11 protein-coding genes and 1 other RNA gene are annotated in these 12,982 nt (G+C 39.6%); 4 read left to right on the plus strand and 8 right to left on the minus strand.

All coding sequences use genetic code 11. The features are described 5' to 3' along the window. Positions 1-41 precede the first annotated feature (41 nt). Entirely contained in the window at positions 42-788 is a 747-nt protein-coding gene (fdhD, locus tag LIS78_RS25490) for a formate dehydrogenase accessory sulfurtransferase FdhD (protein ID WP_434092372.1), read from the minus strand. A gap of 66 nt (positions 789-854) precedes the next feature. Continuing rightward, positions 855-1,199 carry a Na-translocating system protein MpsC family protein gene (locus LIS78_RS25495; protein WP_013085380.1) on the minus strand — a complete coding sequence of 115 codons (345 nt, stop codon included), beginning with the start codon at positions 1,197-1,199 and terminating at the stop codon, positions 855-857. 350 nt (positions 1,200-1,549) lie between these two features. On the opposite strand from LIS78_RS25495, the gene fdhF reads away from it, so the two are divergent. The 4 genes from fdhF to modB all read left to right on the plus strand — a co-directional run bounded on the left by fdhF (position 1,550) and on the right by modB (position 6,567). Beyond that, positions 1,550-4,489, plus strand: a complete 2,940-nt coding sequence (gene fdhF, locus LIS78_RS25500) for a formate dehydrogenase subunit alpha (protein ID WP_195781623.1) — start codon at positions 1,550-1,552, stop codon at positions 4,487-4,489. A gap of 11 nt (positions 4,490-4,500) precedes the next feature. Continuing rightward, positions 4,501-4,980, plus strand: coding sequence for a helical membrane plugin domain-containing protein (locus LIS78_RS25505; RefSeq protein ID WP_195781622.1), 480 nt, complete (start codon positions 4,501-4,503; stop codon positions 4,978-4,980). Positions 4,981-5,105: 125 nt separating this feature from the next. Further along, positions 5,106-5,903, plus strand: coding sequence for a molybdate ABC transporter substrate-binding protein (gene modA / locus LIS78_RS25510; RefSeq protein ID WP_252284495.1), 798 nt, complete (start codon positions 5,106-5,108; stop codon positions 5,901-5,903). A 7-nt stretch (positions 5,904-5,910) separates the two neighbouring features. Then, the gene (gene modB, locus LIS78_RS25515) at positions 5,911-6,567 is read left to right on the plus strand and encodes a molybdate ABC transporter permease subunit (protein WP_013059693.1); all 657 of its coding nucleotides are present in this window, start codon (positions 5,911-5,913) and stop codon (positions 6,565-6,567) included. A 155-nt stretch (positions 6,568-6,722) separates the two neighbouring features. Here the strand turns inward: modB and ssrA are convergent. The 6 genes from ssrA to eno form a co-directional block, all read right to left on the minus strand. Further along, positions 6,723-7,084, minus strand: a transfer-messenger RNA (tmRNA) gene (gene ssrA, locus LIS78_RS25520). Positions 7,085-7,221: 137 nt separating this feature from the next. Beyond that, on the minus strand, positions 7,222-7,689 hold the full coding sequence (gene smpB / locus LIS78_RS25525) for an SsrA-binding protein SmpB (RefSeq protein ID WP_013059694.1): 468 nt from the start codon (positions 7,687-7,689) through the stop codon (positions 7,222-7,224). Positions 7,690-7,840: 151 nt separating this feature from the next. Continuing rightward, complete coding sequence (rnr, locus tag LIS78_RS25530; RefSeq protein WP_209150747.1) at positions 7,841-10,183, minus strand: ribonuclease R; 2,343 nt, start codon at positions 10,181-10,183, stop codon at positions 7,841-7,843. A 38-nt stretch (positions 10,184-10,221) separates the two neighbouring features. After that, a complete protein-coding gene (locus LIS78_RS25535) occupies positions 10,222-10,962 on the minus strand; it encodes an alpha/beta hydrolase (RefSeq protein ID WP_195781619.1) in 741 nt (246 codons plus the stop codon). A gap of 267 nt (positions 10,963-11,229) precedes the next feature. Next, the gene (secG, locus tag LIS78_RS25540; RefSeq protein ID WP_014457843.1) at positions 11,230-11,463 is read right to left on the minus strand and encodes a preprotein translocase subunit SecG; all 234 of its coding nucleotides are present in this window, start codon (positions 11,461-11,463) and stop codon (positions 11,230-11,232) included. Between the two features lie 208 nt (positions 11,464-11,671). Next, a complete protein-coding gene (gene eno / locus LIS78_RS25545; RefSeq protein ID WP_195695730.1) occupies positions 11,672-12,967 on the minus strand; it encodes a phosphopyruvate hydratase in 1,296 nt (431 codons plus the stop codon). Positions 12,968-12,982 lie beyond the last annotated feature (15 nt).

Consider the following 12,982-nt stretch of genomic DNA (forward strand, 5'->3'; position numbering starts at 1 on the left):
TCATCTCTCCTCTCTCTAGCTGTCAGCTTCTCCACAGCAGATTAACTCTCTCTTAAAATTCTTTCCGGGCATGTATAAATATTCAACGAATTATTTCGAATAAACCCTACCGTTGTAATTCCCAATTCTTCTGCTAGATTTAAAGCAAGTTCAGTCGGGGCGGATTTTGAAAGAACCACTTCACACCCGATCTTCGCTACTTTCAACAAAATTTCTGAAGAAATACGGCCGCTGAAAACGACTACTTTATCTCTAATTGAAATATGGTGTTTTAAGCAATACCCGTATAGTTTATCTAGAGCGTTATGCCTACCAATGTCCATTCTGCTAAGCATAAAACCATTTTTATCACAAATGGCAGCGTTATGAACGCCACCCGTTTCTTGAAACGTAGCAGCAGATTGCTGCAGCTTATTCATCAATTGAAAACAATCCTTACTTGAAAGTTCTACCGATATATCATTCATTTTTTTAGCAGTCAGCGCATCATTTATAAAGACAAACCCTTGTCTGCTCGCCCCGCAGCAAGACGTGATATATCGTTTATTTTGAAGGTTTTGAAAATACGGGTTTAATTTATCTATTGTAACATGAACATACCCTTCTTTTTCTTGAACCCATATGTTTTTAATGTCTTTGTATGCTCGAATAACCCCTTCAGATGCTAAATAGCCAATTACCATATCTTCAATGTATTGTGGGCTACATACCATCGTGACAAACTCTTCTTCATTAATTTTCACGGTCACAGGAAACTCCGTTACAATTTTATCTTCCACGCTTTCCATTTGACCATTTTTAAATCTAAGAACTGTACGCTTCTTAACGGTCGAGTTCATGTGATGTCTCCTTTTTTAAATAATGTTTTTATCAAAAACGAATACGGAAACCGCTATATTTTCTTTTATTTTCATATCTGAAAATAAATTAACCAACTTTGCCCCTACCAATTCTTCTAGCCCTTCCGGCGGATTCGATGCATATACATCTTGGATCATTTTTGTTCGAGCTAGATGAACCATGTCACATCCTTCAGCAGTGCTTGCAATAAATGTTTCTGTCGGAGTTAAATTTCCATACAGTGTTGAGACAGCCATATTTTCAACAAAAACCGTATGTATTCTTTCCGGTCCTTTTCCAAATAAATCTTTTCGAAGCTTCCGAATAATATCATTAAATTCATGAATAGTTTTTGACATAATCAACGCTCTCCCACCGATTAAAATTAAATTGTGCATTTTATTCCTACAGTTTTTTTATCATAAATCAACACTTTAAAAAATAAAAGCCTAAAATCTTTGCAGCAAAACTTTTGAAGAGAGTTGTGCATTTAAAAACGTAGCGATATAATTATAGATAACCGAGATGGAATAATAATAATAATGAATTGTTATTACTCTATCACTTTTTCTTAACGATATAAATGGGCCGGATTGGCATATTAGTAAGACCTGCTAGTAAACTATTCCACCATGATTGCACTTCCCTTATTTGATTAGGCGTGTGTATTCATGGTGGTTTTTTGTTTTTATATAAAGGAGGAAAACAAATGAGTCGTGAAACCATCACTGTTCATATAAATGGTAACGAATACAAGGCAGCTTCAGGCTCTACCATACTCGAAATTATTAATCAGCAAAGCATTGAGCACCCTCAGATTTGTTATGTGCCTGAAGTGGACCCTATTCAAACTTGTGACACATGTATCGTTGAAATGAATGGCGAGTTAGTTCGTTCTTGTTCTACAAAAGCTGAAAACGGCATGAAGATTGAATTACAATCAGCACCCGCAAAAGCGGCACAAACGGAAGCAATGGATCGTTTATTAGAGAATCATTTGCTATACTGCACCGTTTGCGATAATAACAATGGAAACTGTAAATTACATAACACAGCCGAAATGATGGAGATTGAACATCAAAAATACCCCTATACGCCAAAGGCCTCAGAGAATGAAGTCGATATGTCTCATCCGTTCTACCGTTATGACCCTAATCAATGCATTGCTTGTGGACAATGTGTAGAGGTTTGTCAAAATCTTCAAGTTAATGAAACACTCTCTATCGACTGGGAAGCCAAACGTCCCCGCGTTCTCTGGGATGACGGTGTAGCAATCAATGAATCTTCTTGTGTGAGCTGCGGTCAATGTGTAACCGTATGCCCTTGTAATGCCTTAATGGAAAAATCCATGCTTGGAGAAGCTGGATTTATGACTGGACTTCCAAAAGACGTTTTAAATCCAATGATTGATTTAGTTAAAGAAGTAGAACCCGGATACAGCGGAATTTTTGCTGTTTCAGAAGTGGAAGCAGCTATGCGCGAAACACGCACGAAAAAAACAAAAACTGTCTGTACATTTTGCGGAGTTGGATGTTCATTTGAAGTATGGACAAAAGGCCGTGAAATCCTTAAAGTTCAGCCTAGCTCTGATGCTCCCGCAAATGCTATTTCAACCTGTGTGAAAGGAAAATTCGGCTGGGATTTTGTAAACTCTGAAAAACGTATTACTAAGCCTTTAATCCGAAAAAATGGCGCATTTGTAGAGTCGTCATGGGAAGAAGCCCTCGATTTAGTAGCAAGCAGGTTAAGCTCTATCAATCAGCAGTATGGACATGGATCAGTTGGTTTTATCTCTTCTTCTAAGATTACAAACGAAGAAAACTATGTTATTCAAAAGCTGGCTCGCCAAATGTTTGAAACAAATGACGTAGACAACTGCTCTCGCTACTGTCAGTCTCCTGCAACTGATGGATTATTTCGAACAGTGGGAATGGGAGGCGATGCCGGCACGATAAAAGACATCGCAAAAGCTGGACTGGTTATCATCGTTGGAGCTAACCCTGCTGAAGGTCACCCTGTATTAGCAACTCGTATCAAACGCGCGCATAAGCTTCATGACCAAAAACTAATCGTCGCAGATTTGCGCAAAAACGAAATGGCTGAACGCTCTGACATTTTTATCAGTCCAAAACAAGGTACGGACCAAGTATGGCTAATGGCTGTAACAAAATACATGATTGATCAAGGATGGCACAATGAAAAATTCATCCAAGAAAACGTCAACTATTTTGAAGACTTTAACTCTTTGCTTGAAAAGTACACGCTTGAATATGCTGAGCAAATTACGGGTATTCCGGCAGCAACACTCATTCAAATAGCTGAAATGATTCGCGACGCAGATGGAACCTGTGTGCTGTGGGGCATGGGCGTAACGCAAAATACAGGAGGCTCTGATACATCAGCTGCTATTTCAAATCTGCTGCTTGCTACCGGAAACTATCGACGCCCTGGAGCAGGCGCTTATCCGCTCCGAGGCCACAATAACGTCCAAGGAGCATGTGATATGGGAACTCTTCCTGCTTGGCTTCCAGGCTATCAGCACGTCACAGACTCAGTCGCCCGAGAGAAATTTGAAAAAGCATACGGTGTAAAAATTAAAGACAAGCCAGGGCTTGATAATATTCAAATGCTTCATTCAATTGATGAAGGAAAAATGAAAGCCATGTACCTTGTCGGAGAAGATATGGCTCTTGTTGATTCAAATGCTAACCACGTACACGAAATATTATCAAATTTAGATTTTTTTGTCGTCCAAGACATTTTCCTTTCGAGAACGGCTCAATATGCTGATGTTGTACTGCCCGCTGTTCCTTCTCTTGAAAAAGACGGAACGTTTACCAATACGGAGCGACGTGTCCAAAGATTGTATCAAGCATTACCAACGCACGGTGATTCAAAGCCGGATTGGTGGATTGTTCAAGAGATTGCCAACCGCTTAGGTGCGAACTGGACGTATACACATCCTGGTGATATCTTTGCAGAAATGGCTAGTCTATCACCTCTATTCAGCCAAGCCAGCTACGAAAACCTAGAAGGCTGGAATAGCTTCTTATGGGGGAGCTTAGAGGGAAAAAGCACGCCGTTACTTTACGTCGATGGGTTTAATTTCCCAGATAAAAAAGCACGCTTTGCTTTATCACATTGGGTACTTCCTGCCGAATTCCCAGAAGAATATGATCTACACATTAATAATGGAAGAATGTTAGAACATTTTCATGAAGGGAATATGACCAATAAATCGAGCGGCATCCAATCAAAAGTACCGGAAGTATTTGTAGAAATTTCACCTCAGCTTGCCAAGGAGCGTGAAATTGAAGAAGGTTCGCTTGTCAGATTAATCTCACCGTTTGGAGCAGTAAAAGTACAGGCATTAATTACAGAGCGAGTAAAAGCAAATGAGCTGTATCTTCCAATGCACTCTGTTCATAAAGATTCGGCGATTAACTTCTTGACGGGACCTGCAGTCGACCAACGAACAAATACGCCGGCTTACAAACAAACAAAAGTACGGATGGAAGTATTAAACAAAGGTGGAGAAACGCCTTTACCGTCTACAAATCCGCGTAACAAAAAACGTCATCCTCAAAATGGGGTCGAGGTTCAGCGTAAATGGAACCGTCCTGGCTACGTCCATTTAACAAGTAAATAGGAGGAGAAAAGATGGCACAACCTATTACAGAAATTAAGAAACCTCTTCTAAGCGAGGAAGAAGAAAAACAACAAAAATTAGAAGATTTAACTTCTCTGCTGGCAGATAATGAAGAAGCGTTGAACCGTATTCTCGGTATTGTTGGCGAACTTAACGACATGGGTGTTCTTGAAGCTGCTGATTCAATGATTCAAGCGAAAGAAAAAATCTCAAAAATTGCGCTTCATCAAATTTCCAGAGAACCGGTAACCAATTTAATTAATACTCTTATGGGTGCAAGCAGCGGTTTGATGAAGGCAGACCCAGAGGTAACGGCTAAACTTGTAAATAGCGCAACAGCTGGTATGAACGAAGCGAATGAATATGTAAAAACAGGAAAAAAAGTAAGTGCATTAGCTCTTATAAGAGCGCTAAACGATCCAGATGTCAATCGTGCAATTGGATTTGGACTTCACTTTTTAAAAGGAATGGGCAAAGCGTTGGAAGAATAAATGAAGCAGCGACTTGAAAGTTTTCCCCCTTTCAAGTCGCTGTTTTCTTTTTAGGAAGTCAAATTCTAAATGAACGTGATATAGTTATACTAAATTGCTCTACTACAACTAATTGAGGTGACACGATGCAACAATACTTTAAACCCTTATTCGCACTATTATTTTTAATTATGTTTACTGCTGCTTGTTCGAACGAAACAAATACAGATCAATCAGCAGCTCAGCACAAAAACATCAGCTTAACGATATCCGCTGCGGCCAGCTTAAAAGATGCGCTCACTGATATTCAAAAGCAATATGAAAAAAAGCATCCAAATATAGACTTGAAATTTAATTTTGGAGCTTCAGGCTCGCTGCAACAGCAAATTACAAACGGCGCACCTGTTGATTTATTTTTTTCAGCAGCGGAAGACAAGTTTGATGCACTAGTAAAAGCAGGAGCTATCTCTAAGGAAAAGGGTACTGACTTGGTTAGCAATGACCTTGTGCTTATCGTGCCAAAGAATAATACGTCTGCTATCACAAATTTTGAAGATCTATCAAAGCCGATTGTTCAAAAAATTGCACTTGGAATACCAGAATCCGTTCCTGCAGGACAGTATGCGAAGGAGACTTTTGAACACCTGAACCTCTGGAAAAACATTGAGCCAAAAACCGTCTATGCTAAAGACGTACGCCAGGTTCTTTCCTATGTAGAGACAGGAAACGTTGAAGCTGGGGTGGTTTATAAAACCGATGCCTTGATTTCAAAAAAGGTGAAGATTGTCGCTACTGCAGATAATAGCACTCACAAACCAATTGTATATCCTGTAGGCGTTATTAAGGATTCGAAACATCCACAAGAAGCAAATGCTTTTTATCAATTTTTACAAAGTAAGACGGCTCTTGACACTTTAAAGAAATACGGTTTCACTGCAAATTGAGGCCGCTATGATTCAAGAATTTTTATCTCCTCTTCAGCTATCGCTTAAAATTGCATTAGTAGCAGGATTTGTCGTTATTATTTTAGGCACTGTTATAGGAAAACTGTTATCAAGGAAACACTTTAAGGGAAAAGTGATGATTGAAACGGCGTTAATGCTCCCGTTGGTTCTCCCTCCGTCCGTTGTTGGATTTTTATTGATTGTTATCTTCGGGAAACACAGCCTGCTCGGCCGGGCAATTGAATGGGTCTTTCAACAACCCGTTATTTTCACATGGTGGGCAGCTGTTATTGCATCCGTTGTCGTTGCGTTTCCGCTTATGTATCAATCTGCCAAAACAGGCTTTCAAGGCGTAGATTACGAAATTGAAGACGCAGCTCGAGTAGATGGTGCAAGCGAATGGAAAGTCTTTTTCTTTATTTCCATCCCTTTAGCTTCTAAAGCCATCGTAACAGGAGGAGTGTTAAGTCTGGCAAGAGCACTCGGAGAATTTGGAGCCACTTTGATGTTTGCTGGCAATATTCCAGGTGAAACTCAAACTGTCCCTACCGCTATCTACGTAGCAATTGACTCTGGAAACATGAATCTCGCTTGGCTATGGGTTATTTCAATCGTCTTTCTTTCCTTTCTTATGCTGCTTTTTGTTCAGCTTAAACAAAAGTAAAAGGATGCCTCTTTGTGTAAGAGGCATCCTTTTATTTCTTTCCTGCTTTTTTCAATTTTACATAAGTCATAAATTAAAAAGGAGCTAATCAAATGAAGAACATACATTTGATTAACTCCTGTTATAAGTAAGGTAAGCCACCATACAATATGTATTGGTGGAGACGGTGGGAGTCGAACCCACGTCCAGAAATATCGCCACTTAAGCGTCTACGAGTGTAGTTGGCATATTGATAATTCGCGAGCTGTTCTGCCTACCAACAGGCGTCCCAGTCGCTAGTCTGATTATTCTCTTCCTTCGTCCTCAGACGGCGAACTCCGGCGTAGCCCACTTAAAGTGAGTCCCTTACCCTACCACATGGGCGATGGAGGGAGGAACCGCTAAGCTACTATTATGCAGCTAAAGCGAAGTTATTGTTAGATTTGCCAGTTATTATTGGCGTTGATGTTTTAACGAGGCCATCTCCTCGACTCGCAACCTAAGCTCGAACTACCCCTGTCGAATCCGTAACGTCCCCATATAAAAGGGAGTCGGAATGTGTAAGAAAAAATCTTACATCAGATAGCGACTTCAGTGTGCAAAATGAAATCTAACTGATAACAATACTTATTATATCACAAAATGAGCATTTTGCAATTGTAATATTTTGTAATATCACATCTTTTGACGATCACGAAATGCTCGTTCGATATCGCGCTTCGCTTCTTTTCGCTTTAAGTCTTCACGCTTGTCATATTTCTTTTTACCCTTACCAAGCCCTAGTAAAACCTTTGCGTATCCATTTTTTAAATACACTTTTAAAGGAACTAATGAATAACCCGTTTCTTTTGAATAGCCAATTAGCTTGCTGATTTCACGCTTATGCAGCAATAGCTTTCGTGTACGCAACGGCTCATGATTGTATCGATTTCCTTGTTCGTAAGGACTAACGTGCATATTGTGTAGAAATACTTCTCCGTTTTGCACACGAGCAAAAGAGTCCTTTAAATTTACACGCCCATTACGAATTGATTTGATTTCCGTTCCTTGTAGAACAATACCCGTCTCATATGTTTCTTCAATAAAAAAGTCGTGGCGGGCTTTTTTGTTTTGTGCAATTAATTTCCCTTCACCTTTTGGCATAAAACGTTCCTTCCCTTCAGCCGTACTTACGTATATGTATGATATTATGTATCATTTTACTGTATGGAAATCTAAACAACAACTAAAACGTTTAATGGAGCTGTTTTGAAGCAGAAGGAATACCCTTCTGCTTCACTGCTGTCGATTTCGATTATTTACGCTTTTTCTTTTTGCGCTTAACATTTGGGGCACCCTCGAAGAATCTCTTTTTCTTTTTCTTCTTTGGCTTTTGAGTAGACCACTCTTCATTTTTGCTTCGGCTGCCCTCGCGACCTTTTCCTTTGTCATCTTTGCGTGACTTTTGTTTTGCCTTAATCACTTTAGGACGGTCTTTAGATAAGCGTTTGCGACTTTCTTTCATTCCTACAATAATAAAGTCAACTGAACGCTCGTCTTTATTCACATCGGCAACTTTCACTTCAATTTCGTCTCCAATTCGGAAGACATTGCCCGTTTTTTCTCCAATCATCGCATAGTGACGTTCGTCGTAACGATAATAGTCATCTGTTAAGTCACTAACGTGAACTAAACCTTCAATCGTATTTTCTAGCTCCACGAACATTCCAAAGTTTGTAACAGAGCTAATAATACCATTAAATACTTCCCCAACTTTATCAGCCATAAACTCAGCTTTTTTCATATCGTCCGTTTCCCGCTCAGCGTCAACTGAACGACGTTCCATATTAGAAGAATGCTCAGCAACATCAGGCAGAAGCTCGCGCCATTTTTCTTGCGTTTGCTGATCTGTTTTTCCTTCAATTAAATACGTGCGAATTAGACGATGAACGATTAAATCCGGATAACGACGGATTGGAGACGTAAAATGCGTATAGAACTCCGCTGATAAACCAAAGTGCCCTAAACTTTCTGCTTCATATTTCGCTTGTTTCATCGAACGAAGCATAACAGTCGAAATAACCATCTCTTCAGGCGTACCTTTTACTTCTTCTAAAATATCTTGCAGTGCCCGCGGATGAATATCGTTTCCTGTTCCTTTCACCGTGTAACCAAAGTTTGTAATGAACTCTAAGAAACGAGTAAGCTTCTCTGCATCTGGATCTTCATGAATACGATAAATGAACGGTACGTTCATCCAGTGAAAATGTTCTGCTACTGTTTCATTAGCCGCTAGCATAAATTCTTCGATTAGCTTTTCAGCAACCGAACGTTCACGCAAAATAACATCGTGCGGATGGCCATCATCGTCTACTAATACTTTTGCTTCTTTGAAATCAAAATCAATGGCACCGCGATCCATTCTCTTTTTACGAAGAATAGCTGCCAGCTTTTCCATACGCTCAAACATCGGAACAATTGGCTCGTAGCGTTCTAACACTTCTTCGTCTTTATCCACTAAGATTTTGTTAACGTCTGAATACGTCATTCGTTCTGTCGTTTTGATGACACTTTCAAAAATCTCATGTTTCACTACTTCACCCTGTGGATCGATTTCCATCTCACAAGAAAGCGTAAAACGGTTAACTTTTGGATTTAATGAGCAAATTCCATTAGATAAACGGTGAGGAATCATCGGAATAACTCGGTCTACTAAATAGACGCTTGTTCCGCGCTCTGCTGCTTCTACATCAATCGGAGAACCTTCTTTAACGTAGTGACTTACATCTGCAATATGGACGCCTAATTTGTAGTTTCCATTTTCAAGCTCTGTAACCGTTACGGCGTCATCCAAATCTTTTGCATCTGCTCCGTCAATGGTTACAATAACTTGATCACGAAGATCGCGGCGGTTGCCGATATCTTTTTCATCAATCGTTTCAGGTGTATCAATTGCTTGTGTTAAAGCATCAGCAGGAAATTCTTGAGGAAGACCGTGCTTATGGATAACAGAAATGATATCGATCCCCGGATCGTTTTTATGTCCAAGAATTTGAACAACTTTTCCTTCTGCATTCATGCGGCCTTCCGGATAGGTTGTCAGTTCTACTACTACTTTATGGCCTTCAACTGCACCGTTTCTTGCTGCTTTGGGAATAAAGATATCACCTGCAATTTTTTTGTCATCCGCAATCACAAAGCCAAAATTTTTGCTTTGCGTATACGTACCTACAATTTGCTGGGTACCTCGTTCTAAGATTTTTACAATGGTTCCTTCACGACGAGCACCTGATGATTCTGATGACACTCTTGCAAGCACAATATCTCCGTGCATAGCATTGTTTGTTTCAGTAGGGGGAATAAATACATCACCCGCATCTTTTTCTTCAGGAACTACGAACGCAAACCCTTTTGCATGTCCGCTTACTTTCCCTTTGACAAAATTCATTTGTTCCGGCAGCCCGTAGCGATCGTTTCTTGCTCGGATAATTAAACCCTTCTCTTCCATAATAACAAGTGTCTTCACAAACTCTTTGAATGACTCTGCATCCTCAGTATTAAATTCTTTTGCAAGCTCTTGGACAGTCAAAGGTTTATAATTATCCCTTTTCATAAAATCCAATATTTCATTTATATAGGGTTGATTTTCTTCTTTCACATCATGTCCCTCCTTTTTCTTTATTCGTATTATCTCTATCACCAATCAAGTGATTCCAAAAATGCATATACATCCTCGTGAAGCTGATCACGCTCTTTATCAAAGGTAATGGTATGACCAGATTCTTCGTACCATTTTATATCTTTTGTAGGAGACTCGACGCTATTATAAATAATATTGGCGCTGTCTGTATTAATCATATGATCATGACGACCTTGTACAACAAATGTCGGTGCATAAATCATATCAACTGAATTTCGCACTTCAGCGATTAATCCCTGTAAAGACTTTAATGTGTTCATTGGTGTTTGCTTGAACTCTTCCATTTCTTGTTCAATCTGTTCAGACGATTTACCTTCACGCTTTTTATATTCGCGTGCATACGCTAAAACACCTTCATACATGACTTCTTCACTCTTTATATACATAGGGGCGCACATAGGCACAATACCCTTTATAGGTACAGTGTAACCTAATTTCAGTGAAAATACGCCACCTAGTGAAAGACCTACAGCGGCAATACTTTCATGACCTTTGCTTTTCAAAAACTCATAGCCGTCCATGACATCTTTCCACCAATCTTTTGGACCAGTATGAACAAGTTCTTCAGGCGCTACGCCATGTCCTTTGTAATGAGGTGCGTGGCATGTGTATCCTTTTTTCTCTAAAAAACGACCTAACATACGAACATCAGCAGAATTTCCGGTAAAACCATGAAGTAATAAAACAGCTTTTTCGCCGCCTTCAAATGTAAATGGCTTTGGTTGTGCAATTTTCATATATCATTTAACTCCTTTTAGTTATAATATCTGCAGTCCTAATAGAAAAAAACATGTATTTATGTGACGGTCATCACATAACAAGAGATGTGGCCATCCACTTTTACGCTTTTATACTATATTTAGTACTTTTTTCTAAAGCTATATTATATCATTACTTAAAAATGAAATTAAAGTATTCAACACGCCCATTAAAAAACCACCTAATACATAAGTTGGTATACACCAAGTACATATGCATTAGGTGGCAGTCTATCCAGTAACATATTAAAGTTTGAAATAAGATACAGCAAGTGTTAACGCAAAGAATAAGATAGATAACACTACTGTCAAACGGTGTAAAACTAAGTCAATTCCACGTGCTTTTTGTTTCCCAAATAACGTTTCAGCTCCACCGGAAATAGCTCCAGATAATCCAGTAGTTTTACTTGATTGTAAAACGACCACAACAATCAAAGCAATTGAAACAATCACTAGCAAAGTAATCAGCAATGTATGCACTAAGACACACCTCCTACACCAAGTAATAGTCAATCAGCGGGGTTTCTTCATCCCTTCTGATTGGCATTACCGGGGATAAAGTACGCGCACTACGCTAAGGTTAATTTATCATAAAAAACCCTCTCGTACAAGTAATGGCAGTGAAATACACCGGATTTTAACGTAAAAAAACGGATGACAATCGTCATCCGTTTTTTATAATTTCAACTTATTTTTTTAAGTTGTAGAAAGATTTAGCGCCATCGTATACAGCTAAAACACCTAGCTCGTCTTCGATGCGTAGTAATTGGTTGTATTTCGCAATACGATCTGTACGGCTCATAGAACCAGTTTTGATTTGACCAGCGTTTGTTGCAACAGCGATATCAGCGATTGTTGCATCTTCAGTTTCACCAGAACGGTGAGAAACTACTGCTGTGTAACCAGCACGTTTAGCCATTTCGATAGCTTCGAATGTTTCAGTTAATGTACCGATTTGGTTAACTTTGATAAGGATAGAGTTACCTACGCCTTGTTCGATACCTTGAGCAAGTTTTTTCGTGTTTGTTACGAATAGATCGTCACCAACAAGCTGTACTTTGCCGCCAATGCGCTCAGTTAATAGCTTGTGACCATCCCAGTCATTTTCGTCTAAACCGTCTTCGATTGAAACGATTGGGAATTCGTTAACTAACTGCTCGTAGAAATCTACCATTTCAGCAGAAGTTACGCCTGTACGGCCTTCGCCTGCTAAGTCATATTTACCAGTTTCTTTGTTGAAGAACTCAGAAGAAGCTACGTCCATACCTAATTGGATGTCTTTACCAGCTTCGTAACCAGCTTTTGTGATTGCTTCTACGATTACTTCTAATGCTTCACGGTTAGAACCTAAGTTAGGAGCGAAACCACCTTCGTCACCTACAGCTGTGTTTAAGCCTTTAGCAGCTAAAACAGATTTTAACGCGTGGAATACTTCAGCACCCATACGGATTGCTTCTTTGAATGTAGGAGCTCCTACAGGTAAGATCATGAATTCTTGGAAGTCAACGTTGTTATCAGCGTGAGAACCACCGTTGATGATGTTCATCATTGGAGTTGGTAATTGCTTAGCGTTGAATCCACCAAGGTAACGGTATAATGGAAGACCTACGAAGTCAGCTGCTGCGTGAGCTACTGCCATAGATACACCAAGAATAGCGTTAGCACCTAATTTACCTTTGTTTTCAGTACCGTCTAACTCGATCATAAGGCGGTCGATACCGATTTGATCAGTTACGTCCATACCTACTAATTCAGGAGCGATAATTTCGTTTACGTTTTCTACTGCTTTTAATACACCTTTACCTAGGTAGCGAGATTTGTCACCATCGCGTAATTCTACTGCTTCGTATTCACCAGTAGAAGCACCACTTGGTACTAAAGCGCGTCCGAAAGCGCCTGATTCAGTATATACTTCAACTTCAACTGTTGGGTTACCGCGAGAATCTAATACTTCGCGTGCATAAATGTCAAGAATTGCTGGCATTTTAAAACTCTCCTT

The sequence above is a fragment of the Priestia megaterium genome (assembly GCF_023824195.1).
Lineage (GTDB): Bacteria > Bacillota > Bacilli > Bacillales > Bacillaceae_H > Priestia > Priestia megaterium_D.